At 65.7% G+C, this 16,602-nt stretch carries 14 protein-coding genes; 12 read left to right on the forward strand and 2 right to left on the reverse strand.

The genetic code is table 11. The features are described 5' to 3' along the window. Positions 1-2: 2 nt before the first annotated feature. Entirely contained in the window at positions 3-851 is an 849-nt protein-coding gene (gene panB / locus IPM18_15565) for a 3-methyl-2-oxobutanoate hydroxymethyltransferase (protein MBK9120998.1), read from the reverse strand. 408 nt (positions 852-1,259) lie between these two features. Between panB and IPM18_15570 the strand changes: the two genes are divergently transcribed. Together IPM18_15570 and IPM18_15575 are read left to right on the forward strand one after the other, a co-directional pair. Further along, on the forward strand, positions 1,260-2,930 hold the full coding sequence (locus IPM18_15570) for a diguanylate cyclase (GenBank protein MBK9120999.1): 1,671 nt from the start codon (positions 1,260-1,262) through the stop codon (positions 2,928-2,930). A 96-nt stretch (positions 2,931-3,026) separates the two neighbouring features. Further along, positions 3,027-3,827: a DUF2817 domain-containing protein gene (locus IPM18_15575; protein MBK9121000.1), complete on the forward strand. Its 801-nt coding sequence runs from the start codon at positions 3,027-3,029 to the stop codon at positions 3,825-3,827. A gap of 11 nt (positions 3,828-3,838) precedes the next feature. Here the strand turns inward: IPM18_15575 and cls are convergent, their stop codons facing one another. Further along, a complete protein-coding gene (cls, locus tag IPM18_15580) occupies positions 3,839-5,296 on the reverse strand; it encodes a cardiolipin synthase (GenBank protein ID MBK9121001.1) in 1,458 nt (485 codons plus the stop codon). 339 nt (positions 5,297-5,635) lie between these two features. Between cls and msrA the strand changes: the two genes are divergently transcribed. The 10 genes from msrA (at position 5,636) to IPM18_15630 (ending at position 16,439) form a co-directional block, all read left to right on the forward strand. Beyond that, positions 5,636-6,124: a peptide-methionine (S)-S-oxide reductase MsrA gene (gene msrA, locus IPM18_15585; protein MBK9121002.1), complete on the forward strand. Its 489-nt coding sequence runs from the start codon at positions 5,636-5,638 to the stop codon at positions 6,122-6,124. A gap of 363 nt (positions 6,125-6,487) precedes the next feature. Beyond that, complete coding sequence (gene groL / locus IPM18_15590; protein MBK9121003.1) at positions 6,488-8,209, forward strand: chaperonin GroEL; 1,722 nt, start codon at positions 6,488-6,490, stop codon at positions 8,207-8,209. A gap of 115 nt (positions 8,210-8,324) precedes the next feature. Next, positions 8,325-8,639, forward strand: coding sequence for a co-chaperone GroES (groES, locus tag IPM18_15595; GenBank protein ID MBK9121004.1), 315 nt, complete (start codon positions 8,325-8,327; stop codon positions 8,637-8,639). A gap of 90 nt (positions 8,640-8,729) precedes the next feature. After that, entirely contained in the window at positions 8,730-10,346 is a 1,617-nt protein-coding gene (gene groL / locus IPM18_15600; GenBank protein ID MBK9121005.1) for a chaperonin GroEL, read from the forward strand. Positions 10,347-10,600: 254 nt separating this feature from the next. Next, positions 10,601-11,749 (forward strand): molecular chaperone DnaJ, encoded by a 1,149-nt coding sequence (gene dnaJ, locus IPM18_15605; protein MBK9121006.1) that lies wholly within the window; start codon positions 10,601-10,603, stop codon positions 11,747-11,749. Beyond that, positions 11,746-12,354 carry a nucleotide exchange factor GrpE gene (locus IPM18_15610; protein ID MBK9121007.1) on the forward strand — a complete coding sequence of 203 codons (609 nt, stop codon included), beginning with the start codon at positions 11,746-11,748 and terminating at the stop codon, positions 12,352-12,354. The genes dnaJ and IPM18_15610 overlap by 4 nt, the downstream gene beginning before the upstream one ends. Positions 12,355-12,370: 16 nt before the next feature. Beyond that, a complete protein-coding gene (locus IPM18_15615) occupies positions 12,371-12,772 on the forward strand; it encodes a zinc ribbon domain-containing protein (protein ID MBK9121008.1) in 402 nt (133 codons plus the stop codon). A gap of 198 nt (positions 12,773-12,970) precedes the next feature. Then, complete coding sequence (locus IPM18_15620; GenBank protein MBK9121009.1) at positions 12,971-13,864, forward strand: ABC transporter ATP-binding protein; 894 nt, start codon at positions 12,971-12,973, stop codon at positions 13,862-13,864. Continuing rightward, positions 13,861-15,225: an ABC transporter permease gene (locus IPM18_15625; protein MBK9121010.1), complete on the forward strand. Its 1,365-nt coding sequence runs from the start codon at positions 13,861-13,863 to the stop codon at positions 15,223-15,225. The genes IPM18_15620 and IPM18_15625 overlap by 4 nt, the downstream gene beginning before the upstream one ends. A 272-nt stretch (positions 15,226-15,497) precedes the next feature. Then, the gene (locus tag IPM18_15630; protein MBK9121011.1) at positions 15,498-16,439 is read left to right on the forward strand and encodes a DUF4365 domain-containing protein; all 942 of its coding nucleotides are present in this window, start codon (positions 15,498-15,500) and stop codon (positions 16,437-16,439) included. The last annotated feature ends 163 nt before the right edge of the window (positions 16,440-16,602 follow it).

Raw genomic sequence — 16,602 nt, forward strand, 5'->3', positions numbered from 1 at the left:
GCTCACTGGGTGCCCCGCGCGCCGTCGCGTCTCAGCGAGTACATGTGTTGCGGTCCGGGGTAACGCCCGGCGGCGATGTCACCTACATATTGTCGCAGGGCCTGCTCGATCGTGTCGGCGAGCTGTGCGAGCACCGGTACGAAGCGGGGTGGGCGAGCGAGACTCAGCCCGAGCAGGTCCTGGGTGACGACCACGTGCCCGTCGCAGGCCGCACCGGCACCGCAGCCGATCACGGGCACCGGTACGCCGGCGACGACAGCGGCCGCCGCTTCGTCCGGCACCGCTTCCAACAGAATCATGGTGGCTCCTGCTGTAACCATACGCTGTGCTGCGGCGACGAGTGCGGCGATGCCGGGGGCATCGCGCGCCTGCGCGCGGTATCCATCAGGTGTCAGCACCTGCTGGGGCCTGAGGCCCAGGTGCGCAATGGTTGCAATACCGGCCGTGGCGAGTGCCGCGACGCGATTCGTGTCGTCGGGTCCGGCCTCGAGCTTCACGGCGTCGCAGCCCACCGCCACGAAGTCGCGAGCGGCGTCACAGGTTACCTCCATGGAGCCCGCGAGAGTCTCATAAGGCAAATCCCCGACGAGGAAGACGTGGGGGGCGCCACGACGCACGGCCGCCGCCAGCGGCACCATCAACGCGAGCGGAGCAGCCCGCGTGTTGGGTTCACCGAGCAGGACGGTGGCCAGCGAGTCCCCGACGAGCAAACTATCCACGCCCGCCCGCTCCGCCAGTACCGCTGTGGGATAGTCGTACGCGGTGAGCATGGCGAACTTCTCGCCTGCGGCCTTGCGGGCCCGCAGTGTCGCGAGGGTGATCGGTGTGCGGTTTGTGAGAGCGGTATTCATGCGGGGCGTTTTCGGACTTTGAATGAGGACCGACGAGCGCAGCAACTGCGACCGGGGGACGCCACACCGATCGCCGAGAGCGCCACGGCATTATAAGGCCGGTAGCCGGGATGCACCCCTCGCCCTGTTTTCCCCGCACGAGTTGCCCGGCACGTCAAATCATTGACATGCTTTTCCTGAGCGCAGGCGACCCAGGTCGTGTGCGTTGCTGCAAGTCCGTACTCGCCGGACACAGCCGGGTTGCCGGGCTTCCGTGTACGCCCAGCGCAGCACGACAGGGTGAGACCGCGCGCAGCCCCAGGGCGCGCCGGAATGGAGCTAGGTGCCATGAACCTGTATCCGACACCAGCGGACCGGGTCTCCGTAACGGTGCAGGTGGTGCGAAGGGCCGCATAGAAGGGAACCGGCATGCGCGCGAATCCTGCTGATGTCTGCATCATCGAAGACGACACAGCGCAGCGCGCGCTGCTGTTTCGGCGGCTGATCGAACAGCAGTTCAGCGTCGTCGAGGCGGAAGACGCCGAGTCCGGGTTGCGGCAGATTCGCCAGCATCACCCGCGGGTCGTGCTCTGTGACCTGCTGCTGCCGGGGATGAGCGGCACCGGGCTGTGCCGGGAGGTCCGGTCGGACCCGGCACTTGACGGCACCTACATCATCGTGCTGACCATGTGCGAGATTGTCGATGCGAAGCACGAGGCGCTCAACGCGGGGGCCGATGACTACCTGCTCAAGCCGTACGATCCGAGCGAGTTGCTGGCGCGGCTGCGGAACGGACTGCGCATCAGCCACCTGCAGGAGCGACTCCGGCGGGCCGCACTGACGGATGCCTTGACAGGACTCTGGAACCACGCCCAGTTTCGTGAATTGCTGGACCGCGAATTCTCGCGTACGCGCCGGTATGGCGGGGCGGCCTCGTTGCTGATGCTGGATCTCGACTTGTTCAAGTCGGTGAATGACAGCTTCGGTCACGAGGTGGGGAATCGTGTCATCGAAGCCACGGCTCGGCACCTGCGGCAGATGGTGCGCGAGACCGACATCGTCGCACGCTACGGTGGGGAGGAATTCGCGGTGGTCTGCCCCGCGACGTCGCTCGAGGACGCGAGCCAACTGGCTGAACGCATCCGCGTGACGCTGCCGGACCAGGTGCGCGTACGGGGGTGCGAGCAGCTCCGGCTCACGGCCTCCATTGGCGTGGCCGCCACGACGGACCCACAGGCACAGACGGTCACGGACCTGATCAACCTCGCGGATAGCGCGCTGTACGTCGGCAAGCATGGCGGGCGCAACCGGGTCGTACGGTGTGATGAGTTGAAGGAAACACCCGCCGCGGAGGTGGTGGACTGCAATGAAGTCGATCGGCTTCGCAAGCAGATTCACAGTCTGAGCATGCAGGCGAAGGAGTTGTGCTTGCAGAGCATCTGGGCCCTGGTGCAGGCGCTTGAGGCCCGTGACCCGTTCACGGCGTGGCACTCACGCAACACGATGGCGTACGCTCAGGACATGGCCGTGGCGGCCGGGCTTTCGAAGAACATGCAGGAGGCGATCGCGAACGCCGCGATGCTGCACGATCTCGGCAAGATCGGGGTCCCCGACCAGATTCTCCAGAGTGTGGCGCCGCTGACCGAGGCCCAGACCACGATCATCCGCCAGGTCCCGCAACTCACGTGCCGCATCATCGAGCCGCTGCGGGTCTTCGAGACGGAGACGGTGATTGTGCGCCATCTCCGTGAGCGATTCGATGGCAGTGGTTATCCGAACGGGCTGGCCGGTCGTGCGATCCCGATCGGGTCACGGCTGCTCGCTGTGGCCGAGACTTTCGATGCCCTCACCAGCGCGCGGGCCCACCGGCCGAGCCGCAGCATGCGCGCCGCGCTGCGGGTCATCCAGGCCGAAGCCGGGCGGCAGTTCGACCCCGAGTACACCACCCTGTTGGCGCAGGTGCTCGCGGACCATCACGAGTCCTGGCGCGAGCGCATCGAGCAGGCACGCGTTGCCCTGAGTGCCGTCCAGGGGGAATTCCAGCCGGTATTGGACACGCACAGCGCTGCGGCCGCGCGGCGGACGCACGACTGGAACTGACCGGTGCGGTGAGGCGGAGGGATGGCGGGGGGGTTGCCAGTCGGACGCTGGGGGGCTACCAAGGCGGGCATGTGCTCGTATTCGTTGCAGGTTCGCTTGAAGGTCCGGTGCCACGCACCACTCGTGCTTTTGTCATGGCTGGTTGTCCTGCCGGGCTGCGTGACGCCCCAGCCGGCTGAGCGTCGCCCTCCACCCGTGGCGCCAACCCGCCCGCCGACGGTGGTGGCCCCGCCCAACTCGGTTGTTGAGGTCGGCCGTTCGCACGCGGGCACGCCGATCGTACTGGAGATCATCGGGGATGGCCCCGCGCGGATCTTGATTTTGGGTGGTATTCATGGCAACGAACCGACGAGCGCGACCGTTGCGGTAGCGCTGGCGGAACACCTCCGGCATAGGCCTGACCTGTGGGAAGTCGCGACGGTGGGCATCCTGGCCGAAGCGAATCCCGACGGTCTGGCGCGGCGTTCGCGGTGGAATGCTCGAGGCGTCGATCTCAACCGCAACTTTCCGGCCCGCAACTGGCGGGTGGGTCGCGGGGAACGCGCCGGCGGCACCCCGGGCTCGGAGCCGGAGACGCAGGCCGTTCTTGCGGCGGTCGCGCGCCTGGAGCCGCAGCGCATCGTCTCCCTGCACTCGATCGTGGGTGGTCGTGAGTGCAATAACTACGACGGACCGGCGGTGGGTCTGGCGCGGCGCATGAGTCGCCTGAATGGCTATCCGCCGGCAGCGAGCATCGGCTATCCGACTCCCGGGAGCTTCGGGACGTGGGCGGGCGTCGATCGCGGGATTCCCACGGTGACGCTCGAACTGCCGCGCGCGGCTACGCACGAGGAGGTGTGGCCGGCGAACCGTGATGCGTTGATCGCGTTCATCCGGGGCGAAGAGGAGGAGGCGTAGCCCCGGGGGGGTCAGAGGAGCGGGCTGGCGAGGCGGGCGACGTTTTCGGCGCATTTCTGACGGAGCAGGCGGCGGCGCCAGGCCGCGAGGTCCAGCGGATCGCCTTCCGCGATGTACTGGGCCTGCAGCAGCCGCAACCGGGTCGTGAAGTCATGGTCGTAGACGAAGAGCGTGACCTCAAAGTCGAGCCAGAGACTGCGCATATCCAGGTTCATGGAGCCGATCAGGCCGATCTCGCCGTCGACCGAGATGGTCTTCGCGTGCAACAGGCCGCTGCGATACTGGCAGATCCGCACGCCTGCGGAGAGCAGTGTGTCGTAGTGTGAACAGCCGGCGTATTGCGCAAGTCGGCTGTCGATGCGCGCGGGAACGACGATCGTGACTTCGACACCACGGTGGGCGGCGGAGGCCATCGCGGTGAGGGTGGACTCGTCGGGTACGAAATAGGGGGTGGTCATGACCAGCTCACGGCGTGCGGCGTAGAGGGTAGTCATGAGCATTTCATGGATTGCGTCCGGCGCGGGTCCGGGGCCTGAGGGGACGACCTGCACGATGGAAGAACCGCAGGGTGTGCACGTCGGCATGACACCCTGTGCGACCAGGGTCTCAACGCTCTCGCCGGTTTCCAGTTCCCAGTCGAGCAGGAAAGCCAGTCCGAGCGCCATGACCGCGGGCCCCTCGATGCGGACCATGGCGTCGACCCAGGGTCCGACACCCGCATGCACCTTGAAAAAACGAGCGTCGGCGATGTTCATGCTGCCGGTGTAGGCGACACGGCCGTCGATCACGATGATCTTGCGGTGCACCCGCAGGTCGACCCGGACGAAGAGTGCGCGGATGACGCCTACGGGTAGTGCGGCGACGATCTGCACCCCGCCGGCGCGCAGTCGGTCGGCTCGGGCGCTGTTCAGAAATGCGTTGCTGCCAACGTCGTCGAGCAGAAGGCGGCAGGCCACTCCCCGGGTCGCGGCGCGCAGCAGCGCTTCAGCCACGTCATCGGCCAGACCGCCCTCGCTCCAGATGTACATCACGATGTGACAGGTGTGCCGGGCGGCATCGATGTCGGCGATGATGCTGTGCAGCGTCTTCTCGCAATCGCCGATCAATTCCAGCGCGTTCCCCCCCACAGCCGGGAACCCGACGGCGATGCGCCCCTGGTTCTGTAAAGCGGCCTGGGTGGGGCCGAGCGTGGCCGGATCGAGCGGGGCGGCATCGTCGAGGTGCCGGATCCGCTCGGAAGACCGTTCGGCGAGTGCCTGGGCCCGGGCCGCGCGGCGGGCGCCCAGGCGGTGTTCGCCGATGACGAGATAGGCGATGGCACCGATGTAGGGAACGAAGAAGAGGATCAGGAACCACGCCAGCGAGACGCTAACGGGGTGACGCTTCGCGACAATGCGGACCGTCAGGATCAGCACCAGCGCCCAGTGCGTCAGGAACGTGAATTCGGTCAGCCAGCCGAATGTCCCCATGGTGGGCCGCAGTATAGCAATCGCCGGGAATTTCCGCGGCCACCGGAGGGTTGTGTGCCTGACGCTACAATCGACGGGCCCCCTTCGCGGCCAAGGTGAGCCGGAGGCGACGGACGGGCCCACGCCGCGACTGGCCCGCGTCGGAGGACCGCTGTCGTGAGAATCATCCGTGCGGCCCGAGTGGGTTGTCTGCTGGCTGGAGCATGCCTGCTGTCCGGGTGTACCCCGCGTGAGCCGGGCCAGCCATCGGACAACAGTACCGTGACCACAGGCGCTGGTCGCGTCGCCGGCGCTGCCACGACGACCCGCTCAGCGACCGAACCATCCAGGGAATCTGACATGCAGACGGAAACGGCGACATTTGCAGCGGGGTGCTTCTGGGGGGTTGAGCACCGCTTCCGACAGGTTCCGGGCGTTCTTGCCACACGGGTGGGGTATATCGGCGGCCACGTCGAGAACCCAACGTACAAGCAGGTTTGCAGTGATACCACCGGCCACGCCGAGGCCGTGGAGATCGTATTCGATCCCGGAAAGGTAACTTACGCCGAATTGGTGGACCTCTTCTTCACGCTGCACGATCCAACCCAGCGCAATCGGCAGGGGCCCGACATCGGTTCCCAGTACCGTTCGGCTGTGTTCTATCATTCGCCCGCCCAGCAGGCGGCAGCAATGGAGGCCAAGGAGCGGCTGGCCGGGTCCGGCCGGTTCAGCCGCCCGATCGTGACCGAGTTGGTACCGACGGCGAACTTTTACCCGGCCGAGGACTACCACCAGCAATACCTTGAGAAGCGCGGCGTGGCGGCCTGTCCGTCGTCTGGTGGGCACTGAGGCGCTGAAGTCAAACGGGGGAGCTGTTCCGCCACCCCGGGAAGCGGCGAGCGGGCGGAATTCACGGGGGTTGGTGTCGGTTCGAGTTCGGGCCCGGTCCCGGGCGGGGTAGGCGGCTGCCAAGTTGACACTGCCAGCACGACAGCCGAACCGGGGGCGGCTCGGTACCGAAAGGCCCAGTGGAGTTCGTAAACCACTTGAATAGCAATTGGTTACAATTCCTTGGTCAGCGGCGATGCTCTGGCACCGCGATTGCATATTGATTCATGGTGGGGTCGCGGTCCTCCCGCGCCTCGAAGGTTCGGAGAAGCAATACCCCCTGCCACCTTGGCAAGGCGCTCGCAGGAAGAAGGAGACGTCCGCATGGCGGTCAAGACACTCGCGTTCGAGCAGGAGGCACACAAGGCCATTCTGGCTGGTGTGGAGAAGCTCGCCTCGGCGGTCAAGAGCACGTATGGCCCCCGTGGCCGCAATGCCGTGCTCGACAAGGGGTGGGGTGGCCCGACGGTGACGAAGGATGGCGTCACGGTGGCCGAAGAGATCGAGCTGCACAACAAGTTTGAGAACATGGGCGCCCAGCTCGTGAAAGAGGCGGCCAGCAAAACGAGCGATGTAGCCGGGGATGGCACGACGGCGGCCACCGTACTGGCGGAGGCGATTTACCGGGAGGGATTGCGGGCGGTGACCGCCGGCTACGACTCGAACGGGATCAATCGCGGCATTGAGAAGGCCGTGCGGGCCGTGGTGGAGGAGTTGAAGAAGCTGGCCCGGCCGGTGAAGCTCGACTCGAAGGACAACGCAGACGTGATCAATATCGCGTCGATCTCGGCGAATAACGACCGTACGATCGGCGAGATCCTGGCCGATTGCTTCTCGAAGGTGGGGAAGGACGGGGTGATTACGGTCGAGGAAGGTAAGAGTCTCGAAACGACCGTGGACGTGGTCGAGGGTATGCAGTTCGACCGCGGCTACCTGAGTCCGCACTTCATCACGCACCCGGACGAGATGGAGGTTCATCTCGACAAGGCGTTTGTACTGGTTTACGAAGACAAGATCAGTAGCGTGACCAAGCTGGTCCCCTTGCTGGAGAAGGTGGCGAAAGCCAAGAAGCCGCTGCTGATCATCGCCGAGGATGTCGAGGGCGAGGCGCTCGCGACGCTCGTGGTGAACAAGCTGCGCGGGATTCTCCAGATTGCCGCGGTGAAGGCGCCGGGCTACGGCGACCGCCGCAAGGCGATGCTCGAGGACATTGCGATTCTGACGGGCGCCAAGCCGATCTTCAAGGATCTGGGGATCGAGTTGGATCATGTCGAGATCGCCGACCTTGGACAGGCGAAGAAGATCCGCATCGACAATGACAATACGACGGTCATCGAGGGGGCCGGCCAGAGCGGCGCGATCCAGGGCCGCATCGCCCAGATTCGTCGCGAGATCGAGCAGACCACCAGCGACTATGACCGTGAGAAGCTCCAGGAGCGGCTGGCCAAGCTCGCCGGCGGTGTGGCGCAGATCAACGTCGGCGCCGCGTCCGAGGCGGAGCTGAAGGAGAAGAAGGCCCGCGTCGAAGACGCCCTGCACGCGACCCGCGCGGCCATCGAGGAGGGTGTCGTGCCCGGTGGCGGCGTAGCGCTGCTGCGGGTGCGGACCGCACTGGACAACGTGCGCGTCAAGGGTGACGACGAGAAGGTCGGCGTGCGGATCATCCGCGACGTAATGACGGCCCCGATTCGCCAGATCGCGCGGAATGCCGGTTACGAAGCGGCAGTCGTACAGAAGAAGGTTGAAACGAACAGCAACGCCAACTTCGGCTTCAATGCCCTTACCGGCGAGTACCAGGATCTTATGAAGGCGGGCGTGATTGACCCTGTGAAGGTCGTGCGTTCGTCGCTCGAAAACGGCAGCAGTGTTGCCCGGATCTTGCTTTCCAGTGTCTGCCTGATCGCCGAAGCCCCGAAGAAGAAGGGCAAGGGTGGTCATGGCCACGGTCACGACCATGGCGGTATGGATGACGACGACATGGGCGGCATGGGCGGCATGGGCGGGATGGGTGGCATGGGCGGCATGGGCGGCATGGGAATGATGTAAGTCACTGGTGCATCCGCCCCTGTTCGCAGTGCCCGTGGGCAGACGCCGGGCCGGGGTGTGATGGAGTTGGTGAGTTAGGAATCGAACAAGCTCTGACTTGCTTTGGAGATGCAATATGGCAACGGCAACTGCGAAGAAGCTGAAGATTCGTCCGCTCGATGACCGTGTGGTGGTGGAGCGGTTTGAGGCCGAGGAACGTACCGCCGGCGGGATCGTGCTGCCCGACAGCGCCCGTGAGAAGCCCCAGACGGGGCGGGTGATCGCGACGGGTCCCGGCAAGCTGCTGGAGAAGAGCGGCGAGCGCGGCAAGATGTCATTGAAGGTGGGCGACACGGTGTTCTACGGAAAGTACTCGGGCACCGAGGTCGAGATCGACGGCGACACCTACGTGATCCTGCGCGAGTCGGACGTCCTGGCGGTTCAGGAGTAGCCGCCGGGTAGCTTACTCGGCAACCGTGACACGAGGTGTGGTGCTCCCGGCTTCTGACTTCAACATTCTGATTCTTCGGAGATTTCGCATATGCCTGCCAAGCAACTGATGTACGCCGAATTGGCCCGCAGCGAGATGCTGGCGGGTGTGCGGCGCCTCGCCCGGGCGGTCAAGTCGACCCTGGGCCCGGTCGGTCACAACGTGCTGCTGCAGAAGTCCTGGGGTGCCCCGCGCATCACCAAGGACGGTGTGACCGTCAGCAAGGAAATCGAGCTGTCGGAGCCGTTCCAGAACATGGGCGCCAAGCTCGTGAACGAGGTGGCTTCCAAGACCAGTGACCTCGCAGGCGATGGAACGACCACCGCCACGGTGCTGGCCGAGGCGATCTTCGCCGAGGGGCTCAAGAATGTAACGGCCGGCGCAAATCCGATGCTGCTGAAACGCGGGATCGACGGTGCCGTGCAGGTCGCGGTGGAAGCCATCCGCAAGCAGGCCGCGAAGGTTGGTGGCAAGGATGATATCGCCAAGGTCGCGACGATCAGCGCGAACGGCGATCGCGCGATCGGCAAGATCCTTTCCGACGCCTTCGACAAGGTCGGCAAGGACGGCGTGGTGGAGATCGAGGAAGGCAAGGGCATGGAGACGACGTGGGAGCACGTCGAAGGCATGCAGTTCGACAAGGGCTTTGTCTCACCCTACTTCATCACCAACCCGACTGCGCTCGAGGCCCTGCTCGACGACCCCTACATCCTGATCTACGAGAAGAAGATCAGCTCCATCCGGGACCTGATCCCACTGCTCGAGAAGATTCTCAACGTCAGCAAGCCGCTGCTGATCATCGCCGAGGATGTGGAGGGCGAAGCCCTCGCAGCCCTGGTCGTGAACAAGCTTCGCGGAACGCTCAACGTGGCCGCGGTGAAGGCCCCCGGCTTCGGCGACCGCCGCAAGGCCCTGCTGGGCGACATTGCGACGCTCACCGGCGGTGAGTTCATCAGTGAGGATCGCGGCCTGAAGCTCGAGAACGTTGAGCTGAGCATGCTCGGTCGCGCCAAGCGCGTCACGATCACCAAGGACGAGACGACGATCGTCGAAGGTGTCGGCAAGAAGAAGGACATCGAGGCCCGCATCGCCCAGATCCGCGCCCAGATCGAAAAGACCACCAGTGATTACGACCGGGAGAAGCTCCAGGAGCGCCTGGCGAAGCTCACCGGCGGTGTCGCGGTGCTGTCGGTCGGCGGAGCGACCGAAATCGAGGTCAAGGAGCGCAAGGACCTCGTCGATGATGCCTTCCACGCGACCAAGGCGGCTGCGGAAGAGGGCGTTGTCCCCGGTGGCGGGGTGTCTTTCCTGCGGGCCATCAAGCCCGTTCGCGAGGCGGCCAAGAAGGTCACGGGCGACGAGGCCATCGGCTACGAAATTATCGCCAAGGCACTCGAAGCCCCCGCTCGCCAGATCGCCGAGAATGCGGGCGAGGACGGCGGCGTCGTGGTCGACGAGGTCCTCACCCGCGGCAAGAACTTCGGCTTCGACGCGGCTCGCGGCGAGTATGTCGACATGATCGAAGCGGGCATCATCGATCCGGCCAAGGTGGCGCGCGTGGCGCTGCAGAATGCGGCCAGCGTCGCCGGCCTGATGCTGACGACCGACGTGCTCTGCACCGAGTTCAAGGAAGAGAAGCACGCGCAGACCGTGGGTGCGACGCACTGATGCGTGCGATCCGGCAGGTGGCGCCGCGGCACCACATACGGCGATTTAGTTTGGACTAAACAGGATGCGCGCGACATGGCGGGTGGCGCCGCGCCACCCGCGCACGTAAACTACGCCGCAGGGGCGTTCGCCAGCAGTGCGGCCGCCCCTGCGGTGTGTTTGGACCAGGCCGGAGTTACCGCCCAGCCGGGCGACGCGGTGATCGGTAACCCGGCTCGGGCCGTGGCGACGGTGGCCGCGGTTGAGGCGTCATGGTGGCGACCAAGCGAGATTACTACGAAATTCTCGGTATCAGTCGCACAGCGACGCCCGACGAGATCAAGAAGGCGTACCGCCAAGCTGCGCTGAAGTACCATCCCGACCGTAATCGCGAGCCCGGTGCGGAGGAGCGCTTCAAGGAAGCCGCCGAGGCGTACGAGGTGCTCGCCGATGAGACCAAGCGTGAGCGCTATGACCGCTACGGCCACGCCGGTCTCCAGGGCGTCGGCATGCACGACTTCCAGGGCATGGCCGTTGATGACATTTTCAGCATTTTCTCCGACCTCTTCGGCGGCGGTGGTGGGGGCGGCTTCGGTGGTTTTGGAAGGGGGACGGTTGACCGTGGTGTGGACATCCGCACGGTCATTGAAATCGGCCTGCCGGAAGTGTTGACCGGTGTTGAGAAGACGCTGCGATTCGAGCGGGCAGATCACTGCGAACGCTGTCAAGGCGACGGCTGCGAACCCGGTACCCGGCGGCGCAACTGCCCCACCTGCGGCGGCTACGGCCAGGTTGAACGCCAGACTTCGATGGGATTCTTCACGACGCGCACCGTGGTGGAGTGCCCCGCCTGCCGGGGGCGCGGCTCGCACCCGGAGAAGCCCTGCCGCACCTGCCAGGGCAGCGGCCGGGCGGAGCGCGAGGTTGAGATCAAGGTCAAGATTCCGGCCGGTGTACACGACGGACAGAGCATCCGCGTCCGGGGAGAGGGTGAGCCGGGGCGGAGCGGCCAGCGCGGTGATCTGCGCTGCGTGATCCGTGTACGCGAACACGAGTTCTTCCGCCGGGAAGAAGACCACCTGATCTGCATGCTGCCGATTGGCTTCACACAAGCGGCGCTCGGTGCCCAGATCGACGTGCCGACGCTGACCGGTTCGGCCCCGCTGCGCATACCACCGGGCACGCAGCACGGGGCGGTGTTCCAGCTCGCCGGCAAAGGCCTGCCGGATCTGCGGACCAGCCGGCGTGGCAACCAGATCGTGCAGGTGTTGGTTGAGATTCCGCAGAAGCTCAGCCGCGAGCAGGAGGACCTCCTGCGGAAATTCGCAGCGACCGAGGATCAGAGCGTGCTGCCGCAGTCCAAGGGATTCTTTGATCGCGTCGCCGCCTACCTGCGGCGCGAGTTTGGTGAGAAGCGCGAATGATGACCGATCAAGATCAGCCGAAGAGCGCGAGTACGGATACGGAAGGCGTCCTCGACGCGGAGGAGCAGAGCACCGCGCCCGCTGCCCAGCCCGTGGTGGATGAGCTGACGCAATTGCGCGCGGAAGTGGCCGCGCTGCGCGACCGCAACCTGCGGCTCGTCGCGGAACAGCAGAATCAGCAGAAGCGCGCCCAGCGCGAGAAGCAGGAGGCGTTGCGTTACGCAGAGGCGGAGTTTGCCCGGGAACTGCTGATCATCCTCGACGATCTGGAGCGGACGCAGGAGGCGGCGCAGAACGCCGTCGCCGTGGCCGCGGTAGCCGATGGCGTGCGCATCGTGCACGAGCATTTTCTGAAAGTCCTGCGGCAGTTCGGGATCCAGCCGATTGAAGCTGCCGGGCAGCCGTTCGACCCGTCGATTCATGAGGCCCTGCTGCAACAACCGAGCGCGGACCACCCCGCGGGCAGCGTGCTGCAGGAGCTAGCCCGCGGCTACACCATGCACGAGCGGGTGCTGCGCCCGAGCCGCGTGATTGTCTCGAGCGGACCGGCGGCGGAGGCGGGTGCAACCGCTCCCCGCGACGCGGCCGCTGACAAGGAATCCTGACCAGCGAGGACCTCTTGTGCCCACCTACGAATACCGTTGCGGCACGTGCCGACACGAGTTCGAACAGTTCCAGTCGATCACGGCCAAGGCGCTGAAAAAGTGCCCCGCCTGCGGAAAGGGTGCGCTCGTCCGGCTGATCGGCACCGGGGCCGGCGTGCTCTTCAAGGGTAACGGCTTCTACCAGACCGATTACCGCAGCGAGTCCTACCGTAAGGCCGCTGAGGCGGAGAAGCCCAAGACCGACGCCCCGGCAAAGTCTGAGACGCCGAAGTCCGAGACGCCGGCGAAGTCCGAACCGGCCCCGCAGGGCAGCTCCACCGCCGCCGAAGCGTCGAGCAAGCCCGTCGCGGAGAAGGCGAGTCGAGGTGCGACGAAGGGCAAGGGTGCGTCCGAGCAGCGGCCGGCGAAAAGCGCCTAGCGCTAGCGGAATGCCGTGATTTGTGCTTCGCTCACGGGGAACTCAGCAAGCGAGGATCAGCACGATGGATGTCGTGGCGCTCGTGCGAATCCTGCGGCGCTGAAATCACCGGCCTGTCGGCCGTGTCGTGACCCTGCGGCCACGTTCCCAGCAGCCGACAACTGGCACCGCCCCAAACCCGCGTTACACTTCACCCCCATGATCCACGCCGCGGGCCTGCGGAAGTCCTTTGGTCAGCTCGTCGCCGTCGCCGACGTTTCCTTCGACGTCCACGCCGGCGAGATCTTCGGCCTGCTCGGACCCAACGGCGCTGGCAAGTCCACCACGATCCACATGCTCTGCGGCCTGCTGCGGCCCGACGCCGGCACCATCACCGTCGCCGGCCAATCCGACCCCACCCGCTCCGACGTCCGTGCCCGCATCGGCATCGCTCCGCAGTCGCTCTCGCTCTACGACCAGCTCACCGCCGAAGAGAACCTGCGCTTCTTCGGCCGGCTCTACGGCCTCGCCGGGGCCACGCTGCGGCAGCGCGTCGACCACGCCCTCGAATTCGTCGAGTTGACCGACCGCCGCCGCAGCCGCGTGCGCACCTTCTCCGGCGGCATGAAGCGCCGGTTGAACCTCGCCTGTGCCCTCGTCCACGACCCGCGCGTGATTCTGCTCGACGAGCCCACCGTCGGTGTCGATCCGCAGTCGCGCAACCACCTCTTCCAGCGCATCGAGCAGCTCCGTGCCGAAGGCCGCACCATCCTCTACACCACCCACTACATGGAAGAGGCCCAGCGGCTGTGTGATCGCGTCGCGATCATCGACCACGGCAAGCTGCTCGCGATCGACACGGTCGACGGCCTGATCACCGCGCACGGCGGCCGCTCGCTGATCCTCGCCGAGTTCGAGCGCCCGCCGACTGACCTCGGCACGCTGCCCGGCCGGCTCGACGGGCTGCACTGGCGCATGGAGAGCGAGCGGCCACTCGAGGACGTCGGCCGGCTCGCCGGCGGCGGGGCGGCGCTGCGCACGCTGAACGTGACGCGTCCGGACCTCGAATCGGTGTTTCTGAACCTCACCGGCCGGAGCTTACGCGACGCATGAACGTGCTGCTGAACCTCGCCGCGAAAGACCTGCGCCTCATGTCGCGCGACACGATGGGCATGTTCTTCATCGTCGGCATGCCGGTGCTGATGGGCGTGCTGTTCGGGCTGATCGGCGTCTCCATGAGCGGTGGTGGCTCCGGCCCCATTCGCCTGGCGGTGTGCGACGAGGACGGCTCGGCCGCCTCCGCGCAGTTTGTCCAGAACCTTCGCGACGGCGGAAGCGTCGATCTGTCCACCGACCTCGCGCGCGAAGCTGCGCTCCGCAGCGTGCGCCGCGGCCGGTTCGCCGGGGTCATCATCGTGCCTGCGGGCTTCGGCCGGACGGCCGGCATGTTCTGGGAGGAGGGGCCCGCTCTCGAGGTCGGTGTCGACCCGACCCGCCGGGCCGAGGCCGGCATGATCGAGGGCCTCATCATGCAGGCGATGGGCGAGCTGACGTTTGCCCGCTTCCGCGACCCGGCCGCGCTGCGTCCGCTGCTCGACCAGTCGCGCGAGCGTATGCTGAGCGACGAAGCGATGCCGCCGGCGGTACGCGCTATTCTCGGCGGTTTCCTGGGCGACCTCGATCGCTTCATGGGCGCGCTCGAAGAAGTCGATGCGGACGATGCGGCCACGACGCAGGCCGGCGAAGCGGAAGTCCTCGCGGATGCGCCCGCCGACCGCGGTCCAGCCATGCAGTTCGCGCGCATCGAGCGTATCGACGTGACGGCGTCGCCGACCGGCAACGAAACGCTCGATCGCCTCGTGCAGCGACCCGGCGCATCGGCCTGGGACCTGAGCTTCCCCTCGGCGATGCTGTGGGGGGCCTTGGCTTGTGCGGCCGGGTTTGCGGTGACGCTGGTGCGTGAGCGGACACAGGGGACGCTGCTGCGGCTGCAACTTTCGCCCGTGTCCCGCGCCCAGATTGTCGCGGGCAAAGGGCTGGCGTGCCTGCTCGCGGTGCTGGCGGTGAACGTGTTCATGCTGGTGCTGGGCCTGCTGCTGGGGTTGCGGCCGGGCAACTACGCGCTGCTTGTGCTGGCGATGGTGTGCGTGGCGTTCTGTTTCGTGGGCATCATGATGCTGATGGCGGTGCTGGGCACGAGCGAGGAGGCGGTGGGCGGTGCGGCGTGGGGGGCGAACGTGGTGATGGCGATGTTCGGCGGCGGCATGATCCCGCTGCTCTTCATGCCGGCGTTTCTGCAGACACTGAGCAACCTCAGCCCGGTGAAGTGGGGAATTCTCGCGCTCGAGGGGGCGATCTGGCGCGGCTCGACACTCGCGGAGATGCTGCCGATCTGCGGCGTACTACTCGCGATCGGCGCGGCCGGCCTGCTGATCGGCACGGCGATCTTCAACCGGCGCCTCTCCCGCGCCTAGCGTCGGCCCCTGTCGCAAGGCGGGCTCGGCCCGTGGCCCCGTAGCGTCGGCCCCCCGTGGCCGACGTAGCACACCAACCCGCGTCCGCCGCGCACACCTCATCATCGCGCCCCCGTCCGTCATTCCCGCGCAGGCGGGAATCCAGGAGCAGCGCACGCGACAGCATGTCGATGCTCCAGCACATGCATTGACGCTCCGGCCGTCCCTGGGCATTCTATACACATGACTCGACTGCGGCTCATACCGTGTGCGAGTTGGGAGAGTAGGTGACGATGCCGATCGTTAAAGAAGACCACCTGAAGGGAAACTACGGAGAGTCGCTCGTCGCAACACGCCTCAGTGCGCACTGCCTTGTTCGTCCGGTGGCAAGCGGCACGGATGTGGGCGTGGACTTGTACTGCGAGACGGTCGATACGCAGCGTCCGTTCCTTCACTTTTGGGTTCAGGTGAAAACTGGTGGACAATGCAATTCCAAGAACGGGACGCTCTGCTGTAAATTCAAGCGAGATAACCTCGAATACTGGAACCGACAGCCCGTTCCGGTATTCGCTGCGCTCATGGCGACCAAGTGGCCAGTTGAGGACGAACCCATCATCGGCATCGTTGATGTTGGCGAATGGTTGTTACTGAATGAGCTTCCCACGAATTCAGCAACCTTGAAGACGCACAAAGTCTGGGATCCAGGTAACAGTGCGCAGGTGCGAGAGTTTCTGCAGGCAGACGTTCCCGCGGCCACGGCGCGCCTGCACTGCAAACAAGGTGTCGTAGCGCACGTTCCAACCTTGGCTCGGCAGTATGTTCGAGAGGCGCCCCATGTTCCGGTCTTGCGATTCAATAACCAAATCATCGATCAGTTGCGTGTTACTGCGGCACTTTCCATACGATTCGCGCTTCTATCCAACAACATCGGCGATGAAGAGAAGAACTTTGTCCGGCGATTGGCTGGGATTGTCGAGCAGTTCAGCGACGATCCGCATTACGAGAACTCCCTGGCACTCGGCTTGGCAGCTCACGTCGAAACAGACTACTGCAATGCGGAGCGTTACTACAGCGAGGCACGGCGTCACATCAACGAGGATGACGCCGTCCGCGACAATCCGGATTGGAAGGACGAGGTGTCGTGGATTCAACGCCTGGAGGAGTCCGCGCGAGCCCATGACGATCTTACCATCTCGCTCAATAATGCGGCGGACCAGCAGCGCGGCGGCCGGTAAAGCAGCCCTGTGGACAGGCAGTTCGAGTTGAGTCCCGCATTGTGCACACGTAGCGGTCGCGCGGGCGGGGACGCTCGCACTCCCCCGTGCTGTTTCGGAAGAGTCTCGGGGAGCGCGGGGTCGCCCGGCGACCTGCGTCGACCACGGGGGGCCGACGCAACGT

The organism is Phycisphaerales bacterium (genome assembly GCA_016716475.1).
GTDB lineage: Bacteria > Planctomycetota > Phycisphaerae > UBA1845 > Fen-1342 > JADJWG01.

Bases quoted from the DNA above. Each gene is read 5' to 3' on its own strand.
- IPM18_15610 (MBK9121007.1), top strand. From the start codon at position 11,746: ATGATGACCGATCAAGATCAGCCGAAGAGCGCGAGTACGGATACGGAA.
- IPM18_15620 (MBK9121009.1), top strand. From the start codon at position 12,971: ATGATCCACGCCGCGGGCCTGCGGAAGTCCTTTGGTCAGCTCGTCGCC.
- IPM18_15625 (MBK9121010.1), top strand. From the start codon at position 13,861: ATGAACGTGCTGCTGAACCTCGCCGCGAAAGACCTGCGCCTCATGTCG.
- groL (MBK9121003.1), top strand. From the start codon at position 6,488: ATGGCGGTCAAGACACTCGCGTTCGAGCAGGAGGCACACAAGGCCATT.
- IPM18_15570 (MBK9120999.1), top strand. From the start codon at position 1,260: ATGCGCGCGAATCCTGCTGATGTCTGCATCATCGAAGACGACACAGCG.
- IPM18_15630 (MBK9121011.1), top strand. From the start codon at position 15,498: ATGCCGATCGTTAAAGAAGACCACCTGAAGGGAAACTACGGAGAGTCG.
- msrA (MBK9121002.1), top strand. From the start codon at position 5,636: ATGCAGACGGAAACGGCGACATTTGCAGCGGGGTGCTTCTGGGGGGTT.
- groES (MBK9121004.1), top strand. From the start codon at position 8,325: ATGGCAACGGCAACTGCGAAGAAGCTGAAGATTCGTCCGCTCGATGAC.
- cls (MBK9121001.1), bottom strand. From the start codon at position 5,296: ATGGGGACATTCGGCTGGCTGACCGAATTCACGTTCCTGACGCACTGG.
- panB (MBK9120998.1), bottom strand. From the start codon at position 851: ATGAATACCGCTCTCACAAACCGCACACCGATCACCCTCGCGACACTG.
- groL (MBK9121005.1), top strand. From the start codon at position 8,730: ATGCCTGCCAAGCAACTGATGTACGCCGAATTGGCCCGCAGCGAGATG.